Source organism: Microbulbifer sp. MLAF003 (assembly GCF_030012965.1).
GTDB lineage: Bacteria > Pseudomonadota > Gammaproteobacteria > Pseudomonadales > Cellvibrionaceae > Microbulbifer > Microbulbifer variabilis.
This window is the reverse complement of sequence record NZ_CP120232.1, coordinates 3,653,041-3,679,896: the sequence shown is the minus strand read 5'-3', so window position 1 is coordinate 3,679,896 and position 26,856 is coordinate 3,653,041. Positions and strand designations below refer to the sequence as shown.

Sequence of the window (26,856 nt, the reverse complement as noted above, 5' to 3'; positions counted from 1 at the left end):
CCGACCCTGGGTATACCTCCAAGAATAACTCCCCAGACCGACATTAATTCGCGCAGAGGCGATCCATATCGCCGTGCCTAATGTTGTGACGGCGTGTTCCCGGCAGCAGAGGATAGCAATGAGCAAAATCGAGAAGGTAGTACTGGCATATTCCGGCGGACTGGATACGTCGGTAATTGTGCGCTGGCTGCAGGAAACTTACGGTTGTGAGGTGGTAACTTTTACCGCTGATATCGGCCAGGGCGAGGAAGTGGAACCCGCCCGAGCCAAGGCTGAGGCCCTGGGTGTAAAAGAAATTTATATCGACGACCTGCGCGAAGAGTACGTGCGCGATTTCGTCTTCCCGATGTTCCGTGCCAACGCGATTTACGAAGGTGAGTATTTGCTGGGCACCTCCATCGCGCGCCCGCTGATCGCCAAGCGCCTGATCGAGATTGCCAACGAGACCGGTGCCGATGCTATCTCCCATGGCGCCACTGGCAAGGGCAACGACCAGGTGCGTTTCGAACTGGGTGCCTATGCGTTGAAGCCAGGTATCCAGGTAATTGCTCCCTGGCGCGAGTGGGACCTAAATTCCCGCGAAAAGCTGATGCAGTATTGCGAACAGCATAAAATTCCGGTGGATTTCTCCTCCAGCAAAAAGAAATCCCCTTACTCAATGGATGCCAACCTGCTGCATATCTCTTACGAGGGCGGCAACCTTGAGGACCCATGGGCGGAAGCCGAGGAAGATATGTGGCGTTGGAGTGTCAGCCCCGAAGCTGCACCAGAAGAGCCGACCTATATTACTTTGGGCTTTGAGAAGGGTGATCCCGTTTCTATCGACGGTGAGCGCTTAAGCCCTGCTACTTTGCTTGAGAAACTGAATAAGTTGGGCGGAGCCAACGGCATTGGTCGCTTGGATATTGTGGAAAACCGCTACGTGGGAATGAAGTCCCGCGGCTGCTACGAAACACCTGGCGGCACCATTTTGATGAAGGCGCACCGCGCCATTGAGTCCATCACGCTGGATCGCGAAGTGGCTCATATGAAAGATTCCCTGATGCCGCGCTACGCTGAACTGATTTATAACGGCTACTGGTGGTCACCGGAGCGCAGCATGCTGCAGGCTGCGATCGATGAATCCCAGCTGGTGGTTAACGGTGAAGTACGCCTGAAACTCTATAAGGGTAGTGTGAGCGCAGTGGGCCGCCGTTCTGCGGACAGCCTCTTCGACGAGCGTATCGCTACCTTCGAAGACGATGCCGGGGCCTACGACCAGAAAGATGCAGAGGGCTTTATTAAGCTCAACGCCCTGCGTCTGCGGATCGCCGCCGGTAAGGGAAGAAAATTGATTTAGTTGATTTAGATCATCCTTGGCTAGTGCGGGGTGCGCTTAAATCCTTATCTGGCCAATAAAGTGACAGCTGTGTTTGCGCATAGCTGCCGCAGACCATGCGGTGGGCCAGTCCCGCTCAGTGGAACCGATTTTAAAAAAGCAACGGAAGTTTAAACATGACGACAACGGTGGCAAAGACCGGCCCTGTGCCGGACTATGACTACAATATCGTGCGCCAGTTCACCATCATGTCCGTGGTCTGGGGCATTTTTGGTATGGGCATGGGCGTATTGATCGCGGCCCAGCTGGCCTGGCCAGAACTCAATGATTTCTGGCAGCCCTTCTCGCACTTTGGGCGCTTGAGGCCATTACACACCAATGCGGTAATTTTCGCCTTTGGTGGTAGTGTTCTGTTTGCCACCTCTTACTATGTAGTGCAGCGCACCTGTCAGGTTCGCCTGTGGGGCGGCTGGCTGATTCCCTTTACTTTCTGGGGATGGCAGGCCGTTATCGTGGCAGCGGCTATCACCCTGCCGATGGGCTTCACTTCCACTAAAGAATACGCCGAACTCGAGTGGCCGATTGATATCCTGATCGCCCTGGTTTGGGTGGCCTACGCGCTGGTGTTCTTCGGTACCATCATGAAGCGCAGAACCTCCCACATCTACGTGGCGAACTGGTTCTTCGGTGCTTATATCGTCACTATTGCTGTACTCCATATTATTAATAATTTGGAGATCCCGGTTGCTCCTTTCAAGTCTTACTCTATCTACTCAGGCACCAAGGACGCAATGATCCAGTGGTGGTATGGCCATAACGCAGTAGGGTTCTTCCTGACTGCAGCCTTCCTGGGGATCATGTACTACTTCGTACCTAAGCAGGCGGGCCGCCCGGTTTATTCCTACCAGCTTTCTATCGTGCATTTCTGGGCCCTGATTTCCCTGTACGTATGGGCTGGTGGCCACCACCTGCACTACTCAGCGCTGCCTGACTGGGCCCAGAGCCTGGCGATGGTAATGTCCCTGATCCTGCTGGCTCCATCCTGGGGTGGTATGATCAACGGCATCATGACCCTGTCCGGTGCTTGGCACAAACTGCGCACCGACCCGACCCTGCGCTTCCTGGTGGTATCCCTGTCCTTCTACGGTATGTCCACCTTCGAAGGCCCGATGATGTCCATCAAGACTGTAAACGCCCTGTCCCACAACACCGACTGGACTGTTGGCCACGTACACTCCGGTGCATTGGGCTGGGTTGCCATGATTTCTATCGGTGCTCTCTATCACCTGGTTCCAGTGCTCTGGAAGCGTCGCGAAATGTACAGCACCAAGCTGATTAACGCGCACTTCTGGCTGGCTACTGTAGGCACGGTACTGTACATCGCTGCTATGTGGGTGAACGGTATTACCCAGGGCCTGATGTGGCGTGCATTTAACGCTGACGGCACCCTGACCTATAGCTTTGTGGAAAGTGTGGTTGCGAGCCACCCAGGTTATGTAGTGCGCTGGTTGGGCGGAGCCATGTTCCTGCTGGGCATGCTGCTGATGGCTTACAACGTTTACCGTACGATCACCGAGAAGGTAAACGATGCCGAAGCCGATAACACCGTTCGAGCTGTACCGGCGGCATAGGAGAGCAGACCGTGAAGAATCATGACATCGTAGAAAAAAATATTGGCTGGATGATCTTTTTCATCATTATCGCCATTAGCTTCGGCGCTCTGGTGGAGATCGTTCCGCAGTTCTTTACCAAGGCGAACTACACGCCCCTGCCGGGCCAGAAGCCGCTGACGGCATTGGAGCTGGAAGGCCGCGATATCTATATCCGCGAAGGCTGTCACGTGTGTCACACCCAGATGGTGCGCCCGTTGCGCGCTGAGGTGGAGCGCTATGGACACTACTCCATGGCCGAGGAATCCGTGTACGAGCACCCCTTCCTGTGGGGCTCCAAGCGTACCGGTCCCGACCTGGCTCGTGTAGGCGGCCGTTACTCCGATGAGTGGCAGCGCGCTCACTTGTACAACCCGCGCAGCGTTGTACCCGAGTCCATCATGCCGGCCTACCCTTGGTTGTTCGACAATGTAGTTACTGGCAATTACACCGCGCGCAAGATGGAAGCACTGCGTCTCGTCGGTGTGCCCTACACCGATGAGGACATCGCCAACGCCTCCAAGCCTTTCGAAGGTGGCAAGGTTAAGGAAATCGATGCCCTGGTCGCTTACTTGCAACAGCTGGGTACCCTGGTTACCCAAAAACGCTAATAGCGAGGAAGGAAACTCGTGACTATCGAAACATTGCGGGAAATCGGACTGGTTTTGGGATCAATCGCCTTTCTGGCTATCTGCTGGTGGGCCTTCTCTCCGAAGCGCAAGAAGCGCTTCGAGGAAGATGCCAATTTGCCATTTGCCGATGAAGAGCAACAGGCCGATAAGGATGAGTCGGCCGCTCAGAAGGATGAATCCAAATCCGGGCAAGAGTCCGGGACTGAACGAAAACAGGGGCAGGACAAGTAATGAGTACATTCTGGAGTGTGTGGGTAATTGTACTCACCCTCGCCAATCTGGCGTTGATTACCTGGGTGTTGTTCGCCAACCGAAAAGTGGCAGTTGACGACCAGGCAGAACCGGAAAACAAAACCACAGGCCACGTGTACGACGGCATTGAGGAGTACGACAACCCTCTGCCCAAGTGGTGGTTCATGCTGTTTATCGCCACGCTGGTGTTTTCAGCGGTATACCTGGTGATCTACCCGGGCATGGGTAACTTCAAAGGCCTTGGTGGTTGGTCATCTGTCGGCGCGCTGGAAGCTTCCCAGGCTAAGGCCCAGGAGAAGTTCGACGAGCAGTTTGGCATTTATCTCGATATGCCCATCGAGGAAATCGCCCAGAGCCCGCAGGCACTGAAAATGGGTTCCCGTATCTTCGCCAACAACTGTGCTGTATGTCACGGTGCGGATGCCGGGGGTAACTTCGGCTTCCCTAACCTGACCGACAACGCCTGGCTTTACGGCGGTACCCCGGAGAAAATCCTGGAAACCCTGTACAACGGCCGTCAGGGCATGATGCCTCCGCAAGGGCCGGTGATTGGGGAAGAAGGTGTTAAGAACGCCACTGAGTATGTTCTCTCCCTGAATGGCCTCGAGCATGACAAGGCTATGGCTGCGGAAGGACAGAAGGTCTTCAATACCGTGTGTATGGCCTGTCACGGTATGGACGCCAAGGGTAACCAGCTCCTCGGTGCGCCAAACCTGACCGATGACCTGTGGCTGTATGGCAGCGATCGTGCGCAAATCCAGCACACGATCCGCAGCGGCCGTAGCAATATGATGCCCGCGCAGAAAGATAAGCTGCGCGAAGACAAGATCCGCTTAGTAGCGGCCTATGTCTACAACTTGTCCAAACAGGACGAGGAACAGCAGTAATCGAATAAGGCCCGGCTATGCTGGGCCTTATTTTTTGGAAGGAACTCCGGGTGCTGCAGGGACGGAGATAAAAGCCTCATACATAAGTGGCTGACTGTGCCCGCGTGCAGATAATGCCCGTGCGAGAGTGAGGTTTTTGTGAGTGACTTGATTCCCACCCGCGAAGAGCAGGAAGGTAACGGTGAAGTTCGCTACCGCATGCTCTACGAATCGGATGACAAAATTTATATTCGCCATATCCGTGGTATTTACACCCGGATTCGCAAATATACCGGCCTACCGTTACTGTTGGCTTTCTTCTTTATCCCCTGGATTAATATCGACGGGCGCCAGTCTGTCTTCTTCGATCTTCCCACCCGCCAGTTTCATATCCTCGGTACCACCTTCGGCCCACAGGATGGCTTCCTGCTAGCCTGGTTGCTGATTATTGCTGCCTTTGCCCTGTTTGCCGTTACCACCTGGATGGGGCGGGTCTGGTGCGGTTTTACCTGTCCACAGACTGTCTGGACCATGATGTTTATGTGGGCCGAGCGAGTTTGTGAGGGAGACCGCAACAAGCGGATGAAGCTCGATAAGGCCCCCTGGAACGCGGAGAAAATCCTGCGTAAAGGTGGTACCCACGCTATCTGGCTGCTGATTTCTCTCGCCACAGCTCTGGCTTTCGTTGGTTACTTCTATGGTATCCGCGACCTGGTGGTAGACCTCGCGACCTTTGATGCCCATCCGCAGGGAGTCTTTTGGGTCGCCTTCTTTACTTTTGCCACCTACATGAACGCGGGCTTCCTGCGTGAGCAGGTGTGCAAGTACATGTGCCCCTATGCGCGCTTTCAGTCGGTGATGTACGACCAGGACACTCTTGCGGTCTATTACGATGCACAGCGCGGCGAGACCCGTGGTCCACGCAAGAAGAACGTGGACTACAAGGCCGAGGGTATGGGTGACTGTATCGATTGCTACTGGTGTGTGCAGGTATGTCCTGTGGATATCGATATTCGCGATGGCATGCAGTATGAATGCATTAACTGTGGTCTATGTGTTGACGCCTGTAACAGCGTCATGGACAAAATGGGTTATGACCGCGGCCTGATTCGTTTTACCTCAGAAGACGAGTTGGAGACCGGAAAGACCAATTACCTGCGTCCGCGCCTGTTTGGTTATGCCATTGTCCTGTTGGCAATGGTTGGCTTGTTCTCCCATCAGGTGGCTACACGTAACCCGATTGAGACTGAAATTACCCGCGATCGCGGTGCGCGAATGTACCGAGTATCCCAGGGACTGGTGCAGAATGTGTATACCGTGAAGATCAGCAATATGGATCAAGCGGCACATGAGTTCACTATCCGTGTGGAGGGCAACCCGAATTACGATTATTCGGTTCGCAAGCCGCGTACGATCTACCTGGAGGCGGGGGAGATTTTCCCGGTACCGATCCGGGTGAGTGTGCCCAAGACACAGTTGAAAGAGAGCAAGCACGATATCGATATCGTAGTGGAGGCTGTCGATAACCCTGAGCTGGTCGACAAGCACCGAACGGTATTTATTGGTCCCAAGCAGTAGACGGGACGCCGTTCCCGTTGCAAAGTACGGGCCCGCCCAGGTGGGCTCGACTTTTCTGCATAAAACGGTAATTTTTGGTAACGCGATGAATGAACCAACCTCGAAACCCTGGTATCGGGAATTCTGGGCCTGGATGGTCCTGGCACCGCTGATTACAGTGCTGGTAGTGTCCTCTATCACGGTTTCTATAGCTGTGCGCCACGCTGACGATGAGGTCAGGGACACTTATCACAAAGACAGCCGTATGTACCATTTTTCTGCTGAGCAGGACCAGCGGGCCAAAGCCCTGGGATTGGCGGCGATGGTCCAGTTCCAGCGGGGCGATCGCGGGGTGGTTGTCGAACTGAACGGTAATACCGAGTATCCCGAGAAGCTGTTGCTTACCCTCAGCCACCCGCTAGAGGAAGATCTGGATCAGCATATTGTGTTATCCCAGCTCTCCGTTGGGCGCTATTCAGGCTCTGTGCCCGTGGATTTGAACAATCGCTGGTATCTGCGCCTGATGCCTGAACTCGATCCTGAGCTCCACAAAAACGCAGAGTGGCGTCTTAAGGGAGAGATTAATTTCGATCTGGGTGAGGCGGCGCCCCTGAACGCTGCCAGTCGATGACATCCCCCTGTTATCACTGCGGACTTCCGGTCCCTGCCGGTAGCAACCATTCGGTTGTTATTGAGGGGGCTGCACGTGATATGTGTTGCCCCGGCTGTGAGGCCGTGGCGACGGCCATTGTTTCCGGTGGCCTGGATGGCTTCTATCGCTACCGGGAAAAGCAAAGTGACCGCCCGGAACAGGCCCAGCCGCGGGACCGCTGGACCGCCTACGATCTCCCCGAAGTACAGCAGCAGTTTGTTCACGACTGGGATGGCGGCAGCAAGATGGCGGCGCTGCTGATCGGTGGTATTACCTGTGCCGCCTGTGTGTGGTTGATTGAAAAGCACCTGGGACATTTGGCGGGGGTTGGAAAGGTCTCAGTCAATGCCAGTACCCAGCGTGCCCAGATTGTGTTTGATCCTGAGCAGATTAAACCGAGCCAGCTTTTTGAGGCGTTGGAGCGCATTGGCTATCGCCCGGCTCCGGCCACCGCTGCCAACCGGGAAAATGTAATCCAGGCCGAACATCGGGCAGCCCTGCGCCGCCTTGGGGTTGCGGGCCTGGGTACCATGCAGGTGATGATGTTCGCTATCGCCCTGTACTTTGGCGCTGGTAGCGATGGTGTCGGTGAGTTTGAGCGCTATTTCCGTTGGGTGTCGCTATTGGTAGCGACACCAGTGGTGTTCTATGCGGCGCGCCCCTTCTTTAGCGCAGCACTGCGCAGCCTGCGCGCCCGTCACCTGAGTATGGATGTACCTGTCTCCATCGCTATTGGCCTGGCCTACGGTGCCAGTTTCTACGCCACGGTATTTGGCACCGGCGAGGTGTACTTCGAATCCATCTCCATGTTCACCTTCTTCTTGCTGCTTGGGCGCACGGTTGAGATGCGTGCGCGTCATCGTGCTGGGCTCGCCAGTGGCGGCCTGGCCCAGCTGCTGCCGATGACTGCAGCCAGGTATCAAGGCGATGAAGTGGTTCATGTACCGGTGGCCGCTTTGGTGGCTGGCGACCGGATTTTGTTGCGGCCCGGCGACACGATTCCCGCTGACGGCGAAGTGCTGGAAGGGGAGAGTGGCGTGGATGAATCGCTGCTCAGTGGCGAATCCGCCCTGCAGCAAAAGCTCGTGGGCAGTCCTGTGTATGCAGGCAGTGTCAACGGTGACTCCAGCCTGACTGTGTGTGTGACCGCAGCCGGCCAGTCTACAAGGCTGTCTGCCATCGAGCGTCTGGTGGAGCGCGCCCAACTGGATAAGCCGGCCCAGGTGGCCCTGGCAGACCGGGTCGCCGGTGTTTTTGTCGGGGTTGTATTGCTGGCGGCTGTGGGGGCCTTCGCGGTTTGGTGGCAGCTGGACCCGAGCAGGGCTTTCTGGGTAGCTCTGTCTGTATTGGTGGTGACATGCCCCTGTGCTTTGTCCCTGGCGACACCGGCGGCGCTGGCCTCAGCGACTTTGCGATTGCAGGAACTGGGGCTCCTGGTGGCCGGTGGCAGCCTTCTGGAAACACTGCCGCGTATCAGTCGCGTTGTGTTCGATAAAACCGGCACCCTAACTCGCGGTGAGCCGCGCATCCTGGAAATTCAATTGATGCGCGATGGCTGGGCCGAACAGCGGGTTAAGGATGTAGCTGCAGCCCTGGAATCACAGACCCACCACCCCTTGGCCCGTGCATTTCGCGCTTGGCGCGGCAACCTTACAGCGAGCAAGCTGAAGGTGCATACCGGTCGCGGCCTGGAGGGGCAGATCGAAGGGGTTGATTATCGCCTGGGCCGTGCCGATTTCGCTGCACCTGAAATACTGGCGCAGCCGCAGGGTGAGGGGCAGTGGTTGCTGCTTGCTGATGGAGACGGCCCTATCGCCTGGATCGCCTTGGGGGATAAACTGCGTGAGACAGCTCGGGATGCGGTACATCAGCTCGAAAAACTGGGCTTGTCGGTAGAGTTACTGAGTGGTGATCAGTCCAACGAGGTTCAGCGCCTGGCCTCGCAGGCTTCCATTGCCCACTTCCGTGCCGGTGCTTCACCGGAAGACAAGCTCTCCCATATGCAGCAGTTACAGGCCGGTGAAGAGAAGGTCCTGATGGTTGGCGATGGGCTCAATGATGTCCCGGTACTGTCGGGAGCGGATGCTTCGGTGGCGATGATGTCCGCTGCGGACTTGGCTCAATCCCGTGCCGATGCCATCTTGCTGAATGGTGACCTGCAGGTGCTTCCCCAGGCAATTTCCCTGGCGCGCAAATGCCGCCAGATAGTTCGGCAAAATCTGGCCTGGGCCCTGGGTTACAACGCCATTGCACTACCGTTGGCGGTTTGCGGCCTGGTACCGCCCTGGGCTGCGGCCATTGGTATGTCGGCCAGTTCGCTGGTGGTGGTTCTTAACGCCTTACGCCTGTCCCGTGCCAATGCGTCGATGGAAAGTGCGGACAGCTCGGTGCCTGGTATGCAGGCACACCATGCAAATTAAAGAGAGGAGTGAATTGTGGACAGTCTCTATTTCCTGATCCCTATTGCAGTGGCCTTGGTTGCCTTCGCTGTAAAACTCTTTTTCTGGGCGGTAAATAACGGCCAGTACGATGACCTCGAGACTGAGGGCCGGAGAATACTGTTTGAGGATGACGTGCAGAATCAGCCCGCAGCGGATTCGGACAAGGAGAAGTAACCAGTGGGAGATTGGGGGTTTTGGCGGCTGCGCTCGCCATCGGGTTTCTGGGCAGCAGCCACTGTATTGGTATGTGTGGGGGTATCTCGGGTGCGCTCGGAATGGCGGTGCCCGGCAAGCAAACAGCTTGGGTACAGCTCGGCTCATACCAATTGGGACGTCTCGGTAGTTATACGTTAATGGGGGCGCTCGCTGGCGCTCTGGGTGCTGCGATTATTCCTGCCCTGACGCCGCTGCGCTTCGCTGCGGGCATTATGCTGATCGTTATGGCGCTCTATGTGGCCGGTATCTGGCGTGGGCTGGTATGGCTGGAGAAGGGTGGCAGCTATTTATGGCGCTATGTGCAGCCTCTCTCTGCGAAATTGTTGCCAGTTCGCTCTGCGGGGCAGGCGGTTGCCCTCGGTTCCCTGTGGGGCTGGTTGCCCTGCGGCTTGGTTTACAGTGCGCTGACCTTTGCACTGGCTCAGGGCAGTGCTGAGCGATCGGCCTTGGCGATGTTTGCTTTTGGTCTCGGAACCTTACCGGCCATGCTGGCCACCGGTGCTGCGGCTGTGCAAGTGCGCAATATTGTGCAAAAACCGGGAGTGCGTCTGGGTTTTGCAGCGGCTATTTTATTGTTTGGTATCTGGACTATTTGGGGAGCTCTTGGCCATGGGGGCCACGGTGACCACGGCAATCATGGGGAAATGGGGGCGATGGAATCTCCGCAGGCAGAAGAGCAGGAGCACCACCACCATAATCACTGAGTTTTGAGCTGGCGCCGTTTTGACGCGGCGCCATTAGCCGACACCGGATAAAAACTAAAAATCAATTCTCAGAGAGAGGTCGATCGCGCGCAGGTGCTTGGTCAGGCTGCCGGAGGAGATGTAGTCGACATCCAGAGCTGCCAGCTTCTGAATCCGATCCCGGTCTACACTGCCGGAAATCTCTATTTTGGCTTTACCTTTGGCCAGGGATAGGGCGGAGCGAGTGTCTTCGTCATTGAACTCATCGAGCATGATTACATCGGCACCGCTATCCAGTGCCTGCTGTAACTCTTCAATGGTCTCTACCTCCACCTCGACCAGTGCGCCGGGTTTGATAGCCCTGGCCTGGGAGACAGCTGCATTAATACCGCCGGCGGCTGCGATATGGTTTTCCTTAATTAAAAATGCGTCGTAGAGGCCGATGCGATGATTGTGGCAGCCGCCACACAGCACGGCATATTTCTGGGCACTGCGCAGGCCTGGAATGGTTTTGCGGGTATCGAGAATCTTAACTTCAGTCCCTGCAGCACGGTTTGCGAATTCCGCTGCAGTAGTTGCCGTGCCGGATAGTGTCTGTAGAAAGTTAAGGGCGGCGCGCTCACCAGTCAGGATTGCGCGGGCATTACCCTCCAATTCAAACAGCACTGAATCAGCAGCAACCCTGTCTCCATCTTCAAAGTGCCAGGTCAGTTGCAGGTCCTGATCGAGCTGGCGAAAAACCTCTTCTACCCAGGCGCGTCCGCTCAGGGTGCAATCTTCCCGGGTGATTACTCGCGCACGGGCACTGCGCTCCGCTGGGATCAGCTGGGCGGTGATGTCTCCACTACCGACATCTTCATCGAGCGCGGTGTGCACGGCCCTTTTCAGGTCGGTCATGATGTTTGGGATCGCGGAGTCTTGTGGGTGCATTGGAGGACCTCGATAAAAAAGCGCGGGCAGTTTACCAAAACAGACTGGATTTGGGTTGCCTGGGGGATTTACTCGATTTTTACTGGGTTAAATCCTCGGGTAGCAGCTGGCCCCACATTTCGCTGTGACAAGCGTCTCAAATATGTCGCTAAAGTGTGTAAACAGGGGGGAACGCGAGTAGAATCGATGGGGTGAGAGAAAAGCTCACTGCGGGAGCCGTCGCCAAATTCGCTAGTCAAATTGACTGCATTAATGCGTTTAAAACCTGAACAAAATCAAGTAGTTGTTGGATTTTCGGGTGCATTATCTCGAGAGAATTTTACCAGACCTATCCCCGCATGTTTTTAAGCCTTGAGGCCGCCTATTGAAGTGAGCAGCGAGGTGAACAAATGGGACTGGTGATTTAAGACGGCCTATCCGGCCGACAAGATTTCAGCCAGCAAGTGCGCAAAACGCCGGATGGCATGCGAAGGACTTCTTGGAAATGAGTGAATCCAGCAAGGTAGTTTCCCTTTCAGAGAAAAGTGCGGGTCGACATGGTACTTCTATGGGTAAGCCCGCAGTCCTGCCCTCGGCGGTTGTGCTGTTAAAGGAAAAAGCCAGCACCCAGTTGTTTGAGCGTGTCAAAGCGCTGTTTGGGGCGGTGGATGATTCACTGTTTGCGATGGCGGAGCGTGCTCACGGCCAGGAAGAGCAGGATGGTCTGTTCCAGGCATTGCGCCTGCTGAGAGTAGAGCGCCGCAATGTCGCTGAGCGCTTCGTCAAAAACGTGCAGCGCGCTTTCCAGATCCGCCAGGAGGAGCCGTCGGAACCCGCTTTTGCCCAGGACAATCTGTCATTGGTTCACAATGATGACCTGGAGCAGCTGGTGGCCGCGGATACCATGGTGGCCAATGCCAAGCGAGATTTTGCCGAGCCACTGACCGAATTGTGCCTGCGCCTGGATACTCTCTACGCCGTTAAGGTGTATGACAAGAACAACCCTCTCGGCCCCGATGTGATCTGCGATGCATTTGTAGATGCAATTCAGGAGCTGGATCTCTATATCCGCGCGCGCCTTACGTTGCTCAAGAAATTTGAGCAAACAGTTATGCAGCAGCTGCGGGGTTTTTACGAATTCTGTAATCAGCTACTTGTAGAGCAGGGCGTGTTGCCCTCACTGCGGGAGCAGCAGCGCGCAGCGCGACAGCGCTCGGCTTATCCGGCAGGGCGTGGTCCCGGCAATCCGGGTGCAGCTCAGGCCGCTGGAGTTGGCAGCGCTGGGGATGGTGCTGCCCAGGCCGCACAGGGAGTACCTGTCAGTGGTCACTTTGCCCCAGGGCTCGTACCCGCTACGGCGGGTATGACACCCATGCCCGCTGGGGATCTGCTCACACACCTGGGAGCTTTGCAAAGTGGGGCTCATTACCAGGATGCCGGTGCAGCCCAATTGTTGAATGTTGGCGATCTGCTGCAGCAGCGCCTGGTTGACTCCAATCAGGCAGCTTCGCTGGCAAAAGTGGATAGCGATGTAATCAAACTGGTGGAAATGCTGTTTTCCTTTATTTTGGAAGATCGCAGTCTCGCCACACCGATTAAATCCCAGCTCGGCCGTTTGCAGCTGCCACTGCTCAAGGTTGCGATTGCCGATAAGTCGTTTTTTAGTAAAGGTGGCCATCCCGCACGTAAACTGTTAAATGAGCTTGCCGATGCTGCCACTGGTTGGCAGGCTCCAGACAATTTCGAGTCCGACCCTCTATACAGTGAAGTCTCGCTGATCGTAGAGCGGGTTCTCAGCGAGTTCGATCAGGACATCAATATTTTTGCCACGCTTCTGGAGTCTTTGCGCGAGTTTATTATTCGCGAACGCAAGCGCGCGGAAATGCTGGAGCGCAGGGTTATAGATGAGGCGGATGGCCGGGCAAAAACCCAAGCCGCGCGCGCTCGTGTAGCAGCGGTAATGGATGCCCTGGTAGCCGAGAGAGATCTGCCGCCTGTGGTACAGGATTGGCTGCAAAAGGTTTGGAACAACGTTTTATTCCTCACTTGTGTGAAAGAGGGCACTGAAAGCGAGGCCTGGAGTCGCGATGTGCGCACAGCCCGCGACCTGGTGTGGAGTGTGCAGGCACCAATGCCGGATTCCCGTAAGCAGCTCCTGAGCTTGTTGCCGGTTTTGCAGGAGCGTTTGCGCGAGGGTATTGAAGCTCTCTCCTACAACGCCTTTGAGGCGCGCGCCATGTTTGCCGGTTTGAAGGAAGTTTATCGCGAGCGTTTTGCCCTCGCGCAGCGCCTCACCGAGGAACGCGAACTTCAGGTTAAAGAGCAGGTGGCCCGCGAGGTTAAGGCGGCTACTTCGGTGGATCATTTGGCGGAAGTGGCCGAGGTTCAATCCAGTGAAACTCTGCCGGTAGAGGCCATAGCTCCCGAAGCTGGCGAGCCGCAACCGGCCGCTGATGATAAAGACGAACCGGTAACCGAAGAGACCGCTCTGTTGCAGGAAGTGGCCGTGCCGCAAATGGAAGAGCTTGAGCAGGCGGTTGCCCAGGCGGAGTTAGCGGCATCTTCTGCGGAGCAGGAGGGCCTTGCTCCTCTCGATGAGGCGGACCCCCACTGGCAGATGACTTTCCGCCTCGCCCAGGGGAGTTGGTTTGAGTTGAAGCGCTCTGATGAGGAGCAGTTCCGCTGCCGTTTGGCAGCGGTTATCCGCGATATTGACCAGTTTATTTTTGTGAACCGCAACGGTGCCAAGGTAGCGGAGTTCGGCCGATTGGAGCTGGCTCATGCGCTGCGCTCAGCGCAGCTGTTGCCCCTTGATGACGGTATGTTATTTGAGCGTGCGCTGCAGTCGGTTATTGGCAATGTGCGCAAAAAACGCAGCGAACAGCGCTGATCTGCCTGTTTTAGCTCCCCTGTCCCGGCAACTATTGCCGGGGGCCCACTTCTGTCGCGATACGTCTCTAAACCGATTGGCATATCGATCAACGCTTCCATAGAATGGTAACTGCCAAGGCCCTGAGTTCATTTGGGGTGGTAGTTTGCTGGAACGGAGATCGCAGATTGAAATACCAAGTGGAATCTGGCTGGCTATCCGGTGCGCGCCGGGTGCCCAGTCCTCACTGCAACAGCCGGCCCGACGACTGCCCCGTGGACCTTTTGGTCGTTCACAGCATCAGCCTGCCACCCGGGCAGTATGGCGGGCCTTATATCGATGCGTTTTTCCTTGGGCAGCTGGATATTGATGCCCATCCCTATTTTGCCGAGATTGCGGCTCTGCAGGTTTCTGCACATATCCTTATTGATCGGGATGGTATCGTCACCCAGTATGTGCCCCTTGACCGGCGCGCCTGGCATGCGGGTAAGTCGGAATTCAAAGGGCGCACCAACTGTAATGACTTTTCTATCGGGATCGAGCTTGAAGGCTTGGATACGGATATTTATACCGATGCCCAATACCATGCCCTGGCAGAGGTGAGTGCGGCCATTATGCTGGCTTATCCAGCCATCGGCGTGGACAGGATAGCCAGTCACTCTGATATAGCGCCTGGACGCAAGCTGGACCCCGGCCCCGGCTTTGACTGGGAGCGCTACTTGAATGAGCTCGATAAGCTCGTTGAGTGAAACTTCCACTTCGCGGTGCTGGTGTATCAATCAACATCGCCTTTAAAATTGAACTGCCATTGTGTGAGGTTCGCCTACTTGTTTAGCAGACCCAGGGTGGCGCATCATGATTCAACTATGGGCTGACGCGGTATCACTATGACTCTGCTAATCGTTTTATTCACTTTGGCTCTGGTGCAAATCTGGGGGTCTGGTGCGCCTTTGCACCGCGATGGCTGGTTTGATAAATGGTGTGAGCGACTCTCTAAAGTGCCGCAACTGCAATCGAATGGCGGCTTGTTGCTGGGGGCCAGTATTCTGCCACCGGTGCTGCTGATTGCGGTGGTGATGGTAATTGCAGAATCCAACTTTGGAGGCTTGGGAGCGCTTTTACTTGGGGTGCCACTGTTACTTTATTGCCTGGGACGAGGCAATTTTAACGAGATTGTAAGCGTTTACCTGCGCAGCTGGTATCGGGGCGACTTCAAGGGGGCTGAGGAAGCTGCGGCCCCTTTTCTAAAGGATATCCACGAGACTCCGGCAGATGGCAAGTGCCTGCATGAACAGGTCTTCCGCGGTGCCGCTTACAGTGCCTTCGAGCGCCTCTTTGCCGTTCTTTTCTGGTTTATTTTGCTCGGGATACCGGGTGCGCTGCTATTTCGTTTGAGTGCTCTCTATGCAGAGCGCGCTCGCGGGACACAGTGGCAGGCAACTGCAGCCCGCTGGCTTTGGTTACTGGAGTGGTTGCCGGTAAGGATCATGGGGCTCAGCTTTGCGATTGTGGGTAATTTTGCCGGTTGCTACCGAGCCTGGCGTCAGTGTCTGATGTGTCGTGAGAGAGATACGGCACAGGTGCTCGAAGCCTACCTGGAAGGAGCGTTAGGAGGAATTGACGCCAGTGAATGCAGTGCCAGTGCAGATCTTTCACAAGTCCAGCGTCAAAGTGGCGCGGAAATAGAGGGGCTGCAGTCCTTGCTTTCCAGAACCCTACTGTTGTGGGTTACCGTGTTGGCCCTGACGGTTTTGTTCGCCTGATTTTTTGAAGTTATTCAGAGCTGAAATGAGTAAATTATTTTTTAACTGAATTACATTTTGGAAAAATTTCCCAGTAATTGCTTGACTTTTAACCATCCTCCCAGATGATTGCGCCCGCTATCGCACTCCGGAGATTACCGGGTAGCGGGATGCTTATACTCAGTGGAGGAAGTAGGGTTTGAATGTTTCATTACTGGAACCGCAAATGCTGTCAGATCTCAGTGCTGCAAATGGTAGGGACTCCGCGGCGTTAGTCGCTGGACTAAGGGCATATTTTCGCAGTGGAAGTACCCTTGAGCTGGCCTGGAGGCGTCGCCAATTAATTCAGCTGCGCAAAATGCTCTCGGAGAATGAGGCGCGCTTTATTGGGGCCTTGAATGAGGACCTGCATAAGGCTCCCCAGGAAGCTTACCTGACTGAGATTTCGTTTCTCTATAGTGATATCGATCATACCCTCAAGCACCTCAAAAAGTGGGTACGCCAGCGCAAGGTTTCCTCGCCACTTCTCACCCAACCTGCGAAAAGCTATATACAGCCAGAACCCCTTGGGGTGATATTGATTATTGGCGCCTGGAATTATCCCCTTCAACTATTGCTGTCGCCTCTTGTGCCTGCCATAGCGGCGGGTAACTGTGCAGTGGTCAAACCGTCGGAATTATCCCCTGCGGTTTCTCATTTGATCGCTGAGTTGTTGCCCAGATACCTGGATAATGATGCCTTCGCCTGTGTTGAGGGAGCTGTGGCAGAGACCACGAGCCTTTTGGAGCAGCGCTGGGATCACATCATGTACACCGGCGGTGGTCGGGTAGCCAGGATTATTATGGGGGCAGCAAGTAAGCACTTAACTCCGGTTACCCTGGAGCTTGGCGGCAAAAGCCCCTGTATTGTGGCCGATGATGCAGATATCGATATTGCCGCGCGGCGTATAGCTTGGGGGAAATTTACCAATGCGGGGCAAACCTGTATTGCACCGGATTATGTACTGTGTACCAAGCACACCGCGGACCGTCTTGTCCCTGCTATCCAGCTGGCGGTAAGGGAGATGTTTGGGGACAGCCCCCGTCAAAGCAGCGATTATGGACGGATAATCAATACCCAGCACACATTGCGTTTGGCGGACCTCCTCGGTGATGGTGAGGTAATTTTTGGTGGGGATGTCGATGTGGATAGTTGCTACATGGCGCCAACCCTGATGCGCTGTGTCAATCTGGAGTCCCCGGTAATGCAGGAAGAGATTTTTGGTCCCTTGCTGCCGGTAGTTGAGTTGGATGACTTCGGAAAAGTGGAAGCGTTTGTTAATGAGAGGGAAAAGCCGTTAGCGCTGTATATTTTTACCCGGAGTGATGCCATCGCTGACCGGGTGCTTTCCCGCTGCAGCTCCGGTAATGCCTGCGTGAACGATTGCATGATGTTTATGCTGGCCCAGGATCTGCCATTTGGAGGAGTGGGAGCCAGCGGTATGGGCTGTTACCACGGTGAGCATGGTTTCAGAACTTTTAGCCACTACAAAGCCGTGATGAAACGCAAAAATATTCTGGATGTTGACCTGCGTTATGCGCCGTACACCAATCGAAAATTTAAGTGGTTGAAAATACTGCAGCGATAGAGTGGCCAAAAATATTTAGCGAGATATGGGCGAAAAGGGAATTTTGCTGGTTTTTTAGTGGCTTGAGTTGGTACATTCAGTCGTAAATTAAAAAGACCAACAGAGCTATGCCCTCGGACCCCAATGACCTGCCTACCAGTGCTGATGTTTTTTGCGCGGCACAAACAGTCTCCGGAACTGTCCATCGAACTCCCTTGATTCGCTCCCAGCTTCTCAATGAGCTGGGTGGCGCCAATCTTTGGTTTAAATGTGAGCACTTGCAAAAAGTGGGTGCGTTTAAAGCACGTGGAGCTGCAAATGCACTTTCCCTCTTGCCTGAAGGAGCTGAGTTGGTGGCGACCCACTCCTCAGGCAATCATGGCGCGGCGTTGGCATGGGCTGCTGCGGAGCGGTGTTTGCCCTGTATTGTTGTAATGCCAGAGACGGCGCCCGATATGAAGCGCATGGCTGTGGAAAGTTATGGCGCAACAATTGTTACTTGCGGTCCTACCCTGGCAGACCGTGAAGAGGCTCTGCAAAAAGTGGTGCAAGAGACAGGGGCCCATGTAGTGCCGCCCTATGACGACAGCAGGATTATTGCGGGGCAGGGCACGGTAGCTCTAGAGGTTGTTCAGCAATGTCGGGAGCAGGGTTTTACTCCGGATGTGATTGTGGCCCCTGTGGGTGGCGGTGGCCTGCTCGCAGGCACTGGGCTGGCAATAGCGGCGTTGGCTCCAGATGTATTGGTAATAGGCGCAGAGCCCGCTGGCGCGGATGATGCGCAGCGATCTTTGCGTGGCGGTGTTCATATCACTACCCAGCAGCCCCATACTATTGCCGATGGCTTGCGTACAACGCTTGGGCACCGAAACTACAGGGTGATTCGTCGCACTGTGAGAGATATTGTGACGGTTTCTGAAAGTGGTATTGTGCGGGCAATGCAACTATTGTGGACTCGCACCAAGCAAATGGTTGAGCCCTCAGCTGCCGTGGGGCTCGCAGCTGTGCTCGAGCACGGAGCGCGTTTTCGCAACAAGAATGTCGCAGTTGTATTGACCGGTGGCAACATGGATCTGGGCAAGGTTTCAAGCCTGTTGACCAGTGTGGAAGAGTAACAATGAGAGTGTTGGATATGAACCTAGGATTTCGCCGCATAAAGTACAGCAAAATTGCCAGTTTCTTTGCAGCGACAATATTTTCTTTGATGGCTGTTGCCTCCCAGGCCGGGCAGTTGACACTGTCTTCTACGTCTTTGAAACCCGGCAAAAAAATGCCATTAGCTCATGTATATGCCGGCTGTGGCGGGGAAAATGTCTCTCCGCAACTGAGCTGGGAGGGGGCCCCCGAAGGCACTAAAAGTTTTGCGGTGACGGTTTATGATCCCGATGCACCGACAGGCAGTGGCTGGTGGCACTGGGTGATTTTTAATATCCCTGCTGACGTAACCAGTCTGCCAGAGGGTGCTGGAGACCTGAAGAACGGCCTGATTCCCGAAGCTATTCAGGGGCGCAATGACTATGGAAATCCTGGATATGGTGGCGCCTGCCCACCCAAAGGGCACGGCGACCATCGCTATCGCTTCCGTGTATATGCCCTGAAAGTGGATTCCCTGCCGTTAGATGAAAATTCATCTCCCGCCAAGGTGGGCTTCAATGTGAATGCCAACAAGTTGGCCGAGGCAGAGCTCGAGGTTCTGTGGGGCCATTGAGTTAGGTAGCTTTTTGGGTGCAGACATATTGCCTGCGCTCTTTCTTTATGGCCTGTAGGGCTCAAAGGGGAAGGTTGAATATGTCGCGGCAGCAACTGACATGGGGGCAAGCACTTGGAGCTTATCTGAAGCCCCGTGTAATCACCATGTTTTTCCTCGGCTTTTCTGCCGGCCTTCCGCTTTTACTGGTCTTCTCAACCCTGACTGCCTGGCTGCGCGACTACGGTGTTAGCCGCACCGCTATAGGCTTCTTTGCCTGGGTCGGAATTACCTTTTCAATAAAGGTGCTCTGGGCTCCCATCATTGACTATTTACGGTTGCCTTTACTGACCAAAAGCCTGGGAAAACGGCGGAGCTGGATGCTGGTGTCCCAAGTGGGCGTTGCCATTGGCTTGGTGGGTATGGCCAGTGTGGATCCCCAGCTGTCCTTGTTGCAAGTAGCTCTACTCGCTCTGTGGGTTGCATTCTGCTCGGCTTCACAAGATGTGGCTATTGATGCCTACAGAATTGAAGCCATGGATGAAGACTACCAGGGAGCTATGGCGGCTAATTATGTGTTTGGTTATCGGGTTGCGATGCTGATTGCTGGGGCTGGGGCACTATTTATTGCAGATTTGTTCAGTTGGTCTGGCGCCTACCTGGCAATGGCCGTTTTGATGGGGGTGGGTGTGATCACCACTTTGTTGATCACAGAGCCCGATCACTCGAAGGTTAGTAAAGAGGCTGACGTACTGCAGAGTGAATGGGAGCAGCGCCTGTTGGGGAAGGGCGAACACAGTCGCTTGAAGCAGTGGTTTGTTCGTGCTGTCGCCTGTCCCTTTATTGAATTCTTCCAACGCAATGGGCGCTTTGCTTTTGTTTTATTGCTGTTTATCGGTATTTTCCGCCTAAGCGATATTGCGATGGGGATTATGGCCAATCCCTTCTATTTGGATTTAGGCTTTTCCAAAACAGAAATTGCAGAAATCAGTAAGCTGTTCGGATTCTTCTGCACTATTCTCGGCTCCTTTCTAGGTGGAGTCCTGGTGGTGCGCTATGGCATTTTGCGCCCGCTGATACTCGGGGCGGTAATGGTTGCCTGTACCAACTTACTGTTTGCCCAGCTTGCACTGATTGGTCCGGATAAGGCATGGCTGGCTCTGGTGATCAGTGCCGACAACATCAGCGGCGGTATTGCTAATGCGGTCCTGGTCGCGTACCTGTCGAGCCTGGCCAATAAGGCTTATACCGCAACCCAGTATGCCTTGTTCAGCTCTCTGATGACGCTGCCGGGTAAATTTATCAGTGGTTTTTCCGGTATGGTGGTTGATGCTCAGGGTTACGCCCATTTCTTTATTTATGCTGCCTTAATGGGAGTTCCGGCAATTTTACTCTCTATCTATTTCTGGCGGCGTGAACAGCGTGAATGGCATCTGGAAGAACCGCAGCCAGACTCACGCGCGACCTGAAGAGAGCCATTCCAGGGTCTAATTTTATTGCTGGCATACAGATCTGCTTTATGACAGAAGCTTTCCTGTGTGCCGGTCACTCATCTCGTTGCTACGCCCCCGGATAATTCCTCATCAACGGGCATTTTCTCCGACTTGTGTCTATGGTGGTTGTATTACTCCTCCGCTCGAAACCTGTAATGGTTATTGGTTTTTTATAGAGATAAGGGAGGGGTTTTGGTGTCACTTATGGCTGTTAGCTGGGATGTCTAAGAGCTGTAGTTTTCAAGAATGATAATCAGCAATTAAAAGCGACAAACTATGGCCCACGAAACGGTTCGGGAGGCGGTATTCAATCGGCGTATGCTGATCTGTATCGGTACCGGATTTTCCTCAGGAATGCCACTTTTTGTCCTGATTCAACTGGTGCCTGCCTGGTTACGTTCTGAGGGAGTAGACCTGGCTACCATCGGGATTTTTGCCTTACTTGGTCTGCCCTACACATGGAAGTTTCTGTGGGCTCCATTAATGGAGCGCTTTGCTTTCCCGATTTTAGGGCGTCGTCGTGGTTGGATGCTCGTAATGCAATTGCTGCTGATAGTCTTTATTGGCGGCTTAGGTATGTTCAATCCGCAGTTCAATATATGGACAATTGCCACTTTATGTTTTGGTGTGGCTTTTTTTAGTGCCAGCCAGGATATTGTCCTGGACGCCTTCCGTCGGGAAATATTGCCGGATCATGAGTTAGGTCTCGGTAATTCCTTTCATGCGAATGCCTATCGAGTAGCGGGCCTGATACCGGGTTCGCTCAGTTTAATCCTGTCGGATCATTTGGCCTGGGACCAGGTTTTTTGGATAACTGCAGCTTTTATGTTGATCGCTGTATTTATGACCTTGATGGTTTCAGAGCCCCAGCACCCGGCTGCGCCACCAAGGACTTTGCGCGAGGCTATCGTGCTGCCATTTGTCGAATTTTTTAACCGCAACGGCGTAAAGCACGCAGTATTGGTGCTTGCTTTCATGTTCCTGTACAAGCTCGGCGATAATATGGCCACTGCATTGGCGACACCCTATTACCTGGATATGGGGTACACCAATACGGATATTGGTATTGTGGCTAAAAATGCCGGTCTCTGGCCCGCCGTGATTGGGGGATTTCTCGGCGGCCTATTGATGGTGCGTATTGGGATTAATAAGTGTCTGTGGATCTTTGGAGTTATCCAGCTCGTATCCATTTTTGGCTTTATGATTTTATCTGAGGCTAATGGGGATCTGGTGGGCACACCGGGTTTTAAGCCGAGCCTGTGGCTACTGGCGATAGTGATTGCTTTTGAGTATCTGGGGGTTGGTCTTGGTACTGCAGTTTTCATCGCTTTTATTGCCCGCACAACCAGCAAATTACACACGGCTACCCAATTCGCCCTGTTTACTGCGTTAACCTCCTTACCCAGGACCTTTGCCAATGCTTCAACAGGGTATTTGGTTGAGTCTGTGGGGTGGACGAACTTCTTTCTTCTGTGCGCCGCGTTGGCAGTTCCGGGGATGTTACTGCTCTTTTATGTCGCGCCGTGGAATGGTGATGCAGCGGAGGAAGCCTGATTACTACCGCCTAAACTTGTACAGCTCCTTTCGGGGTTATGGTCTCCAGCGATACTTGGCCATGTCCACCCGCCCCTTTAACAAGGTAATCCCTTCTTTCTCCAGCCGCTTGCGTTGGCGGGAAGCCCCGGGTTCGGGTAATGAGATTCTTCCCTGGGCGTTGATTACCCGGTGCCAGGGTAATTTGGTGTCTTTGGGTAGTTTCCGTAATGTCTGACCAGCTAGTCTGGCGGCTCTTGGATAGCCGGCCATTTCGGCGAGATCTCCATAAGTGACGACCCGGCCTGTTGGTATTGAGGCCAAAACCCGGCATATTCTGGCGAGAGCGCTGCCTGGTGTTTCTGGGCCGGTGGTATTGGTCTCTACAGGCACAAAAGCCTCATTTCTTAGTGGTTTATTAGATTTAGCCGCCAGTTTGCCGTATTTGTCTGCAAATAAGCTATAAAAAAGCACGGATTAAAGCCGGGGTATCATACTGAGCCGTTACAAAATAGGTAGCATTGGCGTGCCACATTTATGACAGTTGTGGCATTATTGCCGATTGAATAGGGCTTTCATCACAGTTTTCATCGCAAGCTCATCCAGAAACTTCAAGGTTCTCCTGTGGTTCTATCGACACAAATTCCCCGGATTTTTGCCAAAACTCTCCTTTGCCTTGCACCCTTACAGGTTTTTGCGGGTGTGCTCACCCTTGAGAATGGTGATCGCATTCAGGGGGAGCTGGTGCTTGTAGATACTGAACAAGTGGTATGGAAATCTGAGACCTTCGGTGAAGTTAAGGTCGATAAATCCAAGGTTGTATCCATGGATGTGGATACCGATCTCAAAGTTGCCGGGCGGGATGAGCCATGCACGCTGGCAGGGCACCGTCAGGAGCAGTGGGAACTCTACTGCGCAGAGGGTGGAGGTTGGTTGATCGACTTTCCTGGAGTGGAGCGTGCTGAGCCCTATCCACACTTTGTCAGTAATCCAATGACATTCAAGGGTAATGTGAGTGCGGGCGGCGTTTTTGAATCCGGGAACCGTGAGCGTGAGGACCTGGATGCAAATGTTAACCTGGATGTGCGCCATGGGGATTTCCATCACCTGGTCGGCGCCCTTTACCAGAATCAAGACAGTGAGGATGATGGCGCGCTGGAAAAATACCGGCTGACTTATGACCTGCGCTGGATTTTTGCAGAAAAGTGGTTTGCTGCAGCAAATACCGCCTGGGAGCATGAAGAGGCGCGGAACTTGGACCTCGGCACAACCATGGGTCTGGGTCTTGGTTACCTGTTTTATGACACAGACAAAACAGCATTTTCACTGGAAGGCGGTGTTAGTAGCCTGCAGGAAGATTTTATTGATACGGAGCTGAGTGAGAATCAGGACGACCAATATGTGGCAGGGCGTGTCGCGCTGAATTACCGTTATAAATTTTCCCTGGGCCCGGAAATTTACTTTGACCAGGAAACCCTGCAGTCTTTCGATCACAGTGATGACTACCAGGCAAATGCCAAGGTGGGGGTGAGAACACCACTGGTTGAAGGAGTGCTGATGGAAATTGGCTACCAGTGGCAGTACGACAACACACCATCGCTGGAAAGTGAAAAAGAAGATACCAAAGTAACCGTTGGTGTTGGTTACCAGTGGTAATAGCCTGGCGGCATTCTCCCAACTTTGCCGGAATAACAGGCCTTAGAGAAATAAAATCTAAAAAATACTAATGAGGAGTGCAACATGCAGATTGCCGGCAGTATTGTGGCGATTACCGGTGCTGGCCAAGGGCTGGGAAGAGCAATGGCCGTTTACCTGGCGGAGCGCGGGGCCCGTTTGGCATTGATTGATGTCAACGAAGAGGGGCTAAAGGAAAGTGTTTCTGCCTGTGAACAGCTCGGTGCCGAGGCGCGAAGCTATGTGATCAATGTCGCTAATGAGGAAGAGGTAGATAAAGGCTTCTTCCAGGTCGCAGAGGATTTCGGTGGTCTGCAGGTGTTGATTAATAACGCCGGTATTATGCGCGATGGTATGTTGCTCAAGTGTAAAGAGGGCAAGGTCACTGACCGTATGTCACTGTCCCAGTGGCAGTCTGTTATTGACGTAAACCTGACTGGGGTATTCCTTTGTGGCCGTGCCGCAGCCGGAATTATGGCGGAAAGTGGCAAGGGTGGAGTGATGGTGAATATCTCCAGCCTGTCTCGTGCCGGCAATATGGGACAGACAAACTATTCCGCCAGTAAGGCTGGTGTTGCTGCCATGACGGTAACCTGGGCCCGCGAGCTGGCTCGTTACGGCGTGCGCGTAGCTGCAATTGCTCCCGGTTTTATCGGCACTGATATGGTTGCGCAAATGCGCCCGGAAATCCTGGATAGTCTGGTTAAGCAAGTGCCATTGAGACGCCTGGGTGAGCAAGAGGAAATTGCCTCAACCGTGGCGTTTATTCTGGAGAATGACTATGTAACCGGTCGAGTTCTGGATATCGACGGTGGTGCACGTATTTAACGATTCAGTAGCGTGTTATCAGATGAGGGTGAACTTTGTTCGCCCTTTTTTATTTCCCTTTCAGTAATGACTTTAAGATTTATCTATCCCTTCCTCGCATATCTTGTGTTGAGAGTCTTTCGATAAAACAGGTATACAAACAAGGAAATAATGAGCCAGGCCAGGATGGATGCCACTTCGTGAAATACTGTTTGTTCTAAAGATAAGTGAAAATCCCGCAACGCAAAGCCTTTGATTAGTGCCGATCAGGCATACAGCATCTTGCACATATGCAGTGCCCACCATGGTCGGCTTGTTACTTGTGGTCGGAAAAAAACGTATAGACATCGAGCCCCATAAAAACCAGCATTAATGCGGATGGAGCCAGGTAAATATTCGCATAACTTGGGTGTTTACCAATATTGTAAAGAAAAACCTGGAAATAGAATACTGCGACCCAGGCAGCTATGGCAGCCAGTATCCAATCGATAATATTGGAAGTGATTCTGCCATCATTGGAGTGCTTGATTCTCGGCCATATTCGATAGGCAGAAAATATGGAGTAACTGAATATGCTGATCAATCCCAGTAATAAAAGGTTTGGGTGAGTATTGTAGACATAGGCAATATCGATCTGGTACTCGGGAATGTCGGCCTTGAGATGAGGAATGATGTAAGGGTTGAATAGCATCAGCAGGGCACTGATGGAAAAGATAATGGCAATCAAGAGTGAGCTGAGGCCACCGATCCGATGGTAACGGCTGCCCTTTTTCATCAGAAGAGTTAATGGAATAGTAATAAACGTTAGAACTATAGCCGCAACCGTATGAACCTCTATAAGTAACTTTAGCTCTTGAGGGGTTGTGAATAGATAATGCATTGAGTAACGACCTGGCGGCAGCAAGTATTATTCGGGCTTGCTGATAAGTAGCGATAGCTAATGGATTTGATTGTCAGGAGAAAGGTCTGGGTGAAGCATTGATAGTAGTAGAGCTAAATCACCGCCACTAATTGCTCCCCCAGACTTTTGAAACTCTCAATGTTGGAAGAATTTGAAGTCTTCAATCAAGAATTTCTTACCCTAGCAAATACGTTCCACACCATCGGTTCTATTTTTCGATAACATCCACTGCCACAACTGCATTCTGCGAACTCTAAAGGATGCCGCGCATAACAGAAGGTAATAACGCCACATACGATAAAAGCGTCGACCATAGCGATCGGCGAAGCGAGGCCAATTACGTTCAAAATTATCATGCCAGGCCATCAGGGTTTTATCGTAATCGGGGCCAAAGTTATGTAGATCCTCACAGGTCAGTAGCTCCTGAGCTGCCAGAGTGATTTGACTGGCGGCAGGTATTTCTCCATTGGGGAAAATATACTTCTCAACCCAGGGGTCGGTAGGTGCGGGTTTGGATTTACCAATAGTGTGAAGTAGTAAAATGCCGTCTTTTTTCAAACAGCGTTTTGACACCTCCATAAATGCGCGGTGGTTTTTTCGTCCTACATGCTCAAACATTCCCACGCTGGCAATTCTGTCAAAGGGTTCATTGAGTTCGCGGTAATCCTGAAGGTGCACGGTGATCGGCAGGTTGGCATAGCGTTCGGCGACGTAGGCTCTCTGCTCACGGGATACTGTAACCCCGACACACTCTACCTGGTATTTCTGTGCCGCATAACCGATGAGGCTTCCCCACCCGCAACCGATGTCTAATAACTTCATTCCTGGTTCAAGCTGCAGTTTGCGGCAGATAAGGTCCAGTTTTGCTTCCTGGGCCTCATCTAGGGTCTGGGCCTCCTTCCAATAACCACAGCTATATGTAAGGCGGCTATCGAGCATGGCGGCGTAAAACTCATTACCTAAGTCGTAGTGGTGCTCACCGACCTCGAACGCCCGGCGACGGCTTTGCAGGTTGAGCAAGCAGCTGCGTATATAGGGGAAGATATGGCGCCAGTTCTTGAAGTGACGGCTCAAGTCGGAATCTAGAATACGGTAGATGAACTGATCTATGGCCTGTACATCCCAGTCCCCGCGCATATAGGTTTCCCCCAACCCCATACTTTGGCGGGCGACGATCTCATCAAGTGCCTCTTCGCGATGGAGCTGGATATCCCAGGGGCGGTCACCGTTAATACGGATATCGGCCTCGGCTAAAATATCATCAACAAAGTGGCGGCTTCGGCCTATGGCTGGTGCCTCTATGGCATCTTGCTGCTCGCTTGCCATTCAAGTCTCCCTCTCTCCTGGTTAGCGTGGGGTCGATTATGGC

The 26,856-nt window shown here is 53.5% G+C and carries 24 protein-coding genes; 20 read left to right on the top strand and 4 right to left on the bottom strand.

Features of this window, described 5'->3' with window-relative positions:
* The first annotated feature begins 118 nt into the window (after positions 1 to 118).
* The 10 genes from P3339_RS17630 (at position 119) to P3339_RS17585 (ending at position 10,287) form a co-directional block, all read left to right on the top strand.
* Positions 119 to 1,339, top strand: coding sequence for an argininosuccinate synthase (locus tag P3339_RS17630; protein ID WP_020412288.1), 1,221 nt, complete (start codon positions 119 to 121; stop codon positions 1,337 to 1,339).
* A 155-nt stretch (positions 1,340 to 1,494) separates the two neighbouring features.
* Positions 1,495 to 2,949 carry a cytochrome-c oxidase, cbb3-type subunit I gene (gene ccoN / locus P3339_RS17625; RefSeq protein WP_020412289.1) on the top strand — a complete coding sequence of 485 codons (1,455 nt, stop codon included), beginning with the start codon at positions 1,495 to 1,497 and terminating at the stop codon, positions 2,947 to 2,949.
* Between the two features lie 11 nt (positions 2,950 to 2,960).
* A complete protein-coding gene (gene ccoO / locus P3339_RS17620) occupies positions 2,961 to 3,578 on the top strand; it encodes a cytochrome-c oxidase, cbb3-type subunit II (RefSeq protein ID WP_282951378.1) in 618 nt (205 codons plus the stop codon).
* 18 nt (positions 3,579 to 3,596) lie between these two features.
* Positions 3,597 to 3,830: a CcoQ/FixQ family Cbb3-type cytochrome c oxidase assembly chaperone gene (locus P3339_RS17615; RefSeq protein ID WP_020412291.1), complete on the top strand. Its 234-nt coding sequence runs from the start codon at positions 3,597 to 3,599 to the stop codon at positions 3,828 to 3,830.
* Positions 3,830 to 4,738 (top strand): cytochrome-c oxidase, cbb3-type subunit III, encoded by a 909-nt coding sequence (gene ccoP / locus P3339_RS17610; protein WP_020412292.1) that lies wholly within the window; start codon positions 3,830 to 3,832, stop codon positions 4,736 to 4,738. The genes P3339_RS17615 and ccoP overlap by 1 nt, the downstream gene beginning before the upstream one ends.
* Positions 4,739 to 4,876: 138 nt before the next feature.
* Positions 4,877 to 6,295 carry a cytochrome c oxidase accessory protein CcoG gene (gene ccoG, locus P3339_RS17605; RefSeq protein WP_282951377.1) on the top strand — a complete coding sequence of 473 codons (1,419 nt, stop codon included), beginning with the start codon at positions 4,877 to 4,879 and terminating at the stop codon, positions 6,293 to 6,295.
* 85 nt (positions 6,296 to 6,380) lie between these two features.
* Positions 6,381 to 6,905 carry a FixH family protein gene (locus tag P3339_RS17600; RefSeq protein ID WP_020412294.1) on the top strand — a complete coding sequence of 175 codons (525 nt, stop codon included), beginning with the start codon at positions 6,381 to 6,383 and terminating at the stop codon, positions 6,903 to 6,905.
* Complete coding sequence (locus tag P3339_RS17595) at positions 6,902 to 9,346, top strand: heavy metal translocating P-type ATPase (protein WP_282951376.1); 2,445 nt, start codon at positions 6,902 to 6,904, stop codon at positions 9,344 to 9,346. Before P3339_RS17600 ends, P3339_RS17595 begins: the two co-directional genes overlap by 4 nt.
* Before the next feature lie 15 nt (positions 9,347 to 9,361).
* Positions 9,362 to 9,541, top strand: coding sequence for a cbb3-type cytochrome oxidase assembly protein CcoS (ccoS, locus tag P3339_RS17590; RefSeq protein ID WP_020412296.1), 180 nt, complete (start codon positions 9,362 to 9,364; stop codon positions 9,539 to 9,541).
* A gap of 20 nt (positions 9,542 to 9,561) precedes the next feature.
* Positions 9,562 to 10,287, top strand: a complete 726-nt coding sequence (locus tag P3339_RS17585) for a sulfite exporter TauE/SafE family protein (RefSeq protein ID WP_282951375.1) — start codon at positions 9,562 to 9,564, stop codon at positions 10,285 to 10,287.
* A 54-nt stretch (positions 10,288 to 10,341) separates the two neighbouring features.
* Here the strand turns inward: P3339_RS17585 and nadC are convergent, their stop codons facing one another.
* Positions 10,342 to 11,196: a carboxylating nicotinate-nucleotide diphosphorylase gene (nadC, locus tag P3339_RS17580; RefSeq protein WP_282951374.1), complete on the bottom strand. Its 855-nt coding sequence runs from the start codon at positions 11,194 to 11,196 to the stop codon at positions 10,342 to 10,344.
* A 484-nt stretch (positions 11,197 to 11,680) separates the two neighbouring features.
* Here nadC and P3339_RS17575 point away from each other — a divergent pair, with 484 nt between their 5' ends.
* The 8 genes from P3339_RS17575 to P3339_RS17540 all read left to right on the top strand — a co-directional run bounded on the left by P3339_RS17575 (position 11,681) and on the right by P3339_RS17540 (position 22,126).
* Positions 11,681 to 14,065: a DUF1631 domain-containing protein gene (locus P3339_RS17575; protein ID WP_282951373.1), complete on the top strand. Its 2,385-nt coding sequence runs from the start codon at positions 11,681 to 11,683 to the stop codon at positions 14,063 to 14,065.
* A gap of 167 nt (positions 14,066 to 14,232) precedes the next feature.
* The gene (gene ampD, locus P3339_RS17570; protein ID WP_026304965.1) at positions 14,233 to 14,793 is read left to right on the top strand and encodes a 1,6-anhydro-N-acetylmuramyl-L-alanine amidase AmpD; all 561 of its coding nucleotides are present in this window, start codon (positions 14,233 to 14,235) and stop codon (positions 14,791 to 14,793) included.
* Between the two features lie 138 nt (positions 14,794 to 14,931).
* Positions 14,932 to 15,807, top strand: a complete 876-nt coding sequence (gene ampE, locus P3339_RS17565; RefSeq protein ID WP_282951372.1) for a regulatory signaling modulator protein AmpE — start codon at positions 14,932 to 14,934, stop codon at positions 15,805 to 15,807.
* Positions 15,808 to 15,985: 178 nt separating this feature from the next.
* On the top strand, positions 15,986 to 17,413 hold the full coding sequence (locus P3339_RS17560; RefSeq protein WP_282951371.1) for an aldehyde dehydrogenase family protein: 1,428 nt from the start codon (positions 15,986 to 15,988) through the stop codon (positions 17,411 to 17,413).
* Positions 17,414 to 17,520: 107 nt separating this feature from the next.
* Entirely contained in the window at positions 17,521 to 18,507 is a 987-nt protein-coding gene (locus tag P3339_RS17555) for a threonine ammonia-lyase (RefSeq protein WP_282951370.1), read from the top strand.
* A 2-nt stretch (positions 18,508 to 18,509) separates the two neighbouring features.
* A complete protein-coding gene (locus tag P3339_RS17550) occupies positions 18,510 to 19,100 on the top strand; it encodes a YbhB/YbcL family Raf kinase inhibitor-like protein (RefSeq protein WP_020412305.1) in 591 nt (196 codons plus the stop codon).
* 80 nt (positions 19,101 to 19,180) lie between these two features.
* Entirely contained in the window at positions 19,181 to 20,548 is a 1,368-nt protein-coding gene (locus tag P3339_RS17545; protein ID WP_282951369.1) for an AmpG family muropeptide MFS transporter, read from the top strand.
* A gap of 300 nt (positions 20,549 to 20,848) precedes the next feature.
* Positions 20,849 to 22,126, top strand: coding sequence for an AmpG family muropeptide MFS transporter (locus P3339_RS17540; protein WP_020412307.1), 1,278 nt, complete (start codon positions 20,849 to 20,851; stop codon positions 22,124 to 22,126).
* A 36-nt stretch (positions 22,127 to 22,162) separates the two neighbouring features.
* On the opposite strand, the gene P3339_RS17535 is transcribed toward P3339_RS17540, so the two are convergent.
* The gene (locus P3339_RS17535) at positions 22,163 to 22,498 is read right to left on the bottom strand and encodes an MGMT family protein (protein ID WP_282951368.1); all 336 of its coding nucleotides are present in this window, start codon (positions 22,496 to 22,498) and stop codon (positions 22,163 to 22,165) included.
* Between the two features lie 309 nt (positions 22,499 to 22,807).
* On the opposite strand from P3339_RS17535, the gene P3339_RS17530 reads away from it, so the two are divergent.
* Both P3339_RS17530 and P3339_RS17525 read left to right on the top strand, forming a co-directional pair.
* Positions 22,808 to 23,761 carry a DUF481 domain-containing protein gene (locus P3339_RS17530; protein ID WP_245556663.1) on the top strand — a complete coding sequence of 318 codons (954 nt, stop codon included), beginning with the start codon at positions 22,808 to 22,810 and terminating at the stop codon, positions 23,759 to 23,761.
* 84 nt (positions 23,762 to 23,845) lie between these two features.
* Positions 23,846 to 24,607 carry an SDR family oxidoreductase gene (locus P3339_RS17525; RefSeq protein WP_282951367.1) on the top strand — a complete coding sequence of 254 codons (762 nt, stop codon included), beginning with the start codon at positions 23,846 to 23,848 and terminating at the stop codon, positions 24,605 to 24,607.
* Between the two features lie 295 nt (positions 24,608 to 24,902).
* Here P3339_RS17525 and P3339_RS17520 read toward each other — a convergent pair whose 3' ends face one another.
* Positions 24,903 to 25,466: a hypothetical protein gene (locus tag P3339_RS17520; protein WP_282951366.1), complete on the bottom strand. Its 564-nt coding sequence runs from the start codon at positions 25,464 to 25,466 to the stop codon at positions 24,903 to 24,905.
* A gap of 201 nt (positions 25,467 to 25,667) precedes the next feature.
* Positions 25,668 to 26,813 (bottom strand): cyclopropane fatty acyl phospholipid synthase, encoded by a 1,146-nt coding sequence (cfa, locus tag P3339_RS17515; protein ID WP_282951365.1) that lies wholly within the window; start codon positions 26,811 to 26,813, stop codon positions 25,668 to 25,670.
* Positions 26,814 to 26,856 lie beyond the last annotated feature (43 nt).

Bases quoted from the DNA above. Each gene is read 5' to 3' on its own strand.
- P3339_RS17520 (WP_282951366.1), bottom strand. From the start codon at position 25,466: ATGCATTATCTATTCACAACCCCTCAAGAGCTAAAGTTACTTATAGAG.
- P3339_RS17550 (WP_020412305.1), top strand. From the start codon at position 18,510: ATGAGAGTGTTGGATATGAACCTAGGATTTCGCCGCATAAAGTACAGC.
- P3339_RS17525 (WP_282951367.1), top strand. From the start codon at position 23,846: ATGCAGATTGCCGGCAGTATTGTGGCGATTACCGGTGCTGGCCAAGGG.
- cfa (WP_282951365.1), bottom strand. From the start codon at position 26,813: ATGGCAAGCGAGCAGCAAGATGCCATAGAGGCACCAGCCATAGGCCGA.
- P3339_RS17575 (WP_282951373.1), top strand. From the start codon at position 11,681: ATGAGTGAATCCAGCAAGGTAGTTTCCCTTTCAGAGAAAAGTGCGGGT.
- P3339_RS17545 (WP_282951369.1), top strand. From the start codon at position 19,181: ATGTCGCGGCAGCAACTGACATGGGGGCAAGCACTTGGAGCTTATCTG.
- P3339_RS17540 (WP_020412307.1), top strand. From the start codon at position 20,849: ATGGCCCACGAAACGGTTCGGGAGGCGGTATTCAATCGGCGTATGCTG.
- nadC (WP_282951374.1), bottom strand. From the start codon at position 11,196: ATGCACCCACAAGACTCCGCGATCCCAAACATCATGACCGACCTGAAA.
- ccoN (WP_020412289.1), top strand. From the start codon at position 1,495: ATGACGACAACGGTGGCAAAGACCGGCCCTGTGCCGGACTATGACTAC.
- ccoP (WP_020412292.1), top strand. From the start codon at position 3,830: ATGAGTACATTCTGGAGTGTGTGGGTAATTGTACTCACCCTCGCCAAT.
- P3339_RS17595 (WP_282951376.1), top strand. From the start codon at position 6,902: ATGACATCCCCCTGTTATCACTGCGGACTTCCGGTCCCTGCCGGTAGC.
- P3339_RS17600 (WP_020412294.1), top strand. From the start codon at position 6,381: ATGAATGAACCAACCTCGAAACCCTGGTATCGGGAATTCTGGGCCTGG.
- ampE (WP_282951372.1), top strand. From the start codon at position 14,932: ATGACTCTGCTAATCGTTTTATTCACTTTGGCTCTGGTGCAAATCTGG.
- P3339_RS17555 (WP_282951370.1), top strand. From the start codon at position 17,521: ATGCCCTCGGACCCCAATGACCTGCCTACCAGTGCTGATGTTTTTTGC.
- P3339_RS17630 (WP_020412288.1), top strand. From the start codon at position 119: ATGAGCAAAATCGAGAAGGTAGTACTGGCATATTCCGGCGGACTGGAT.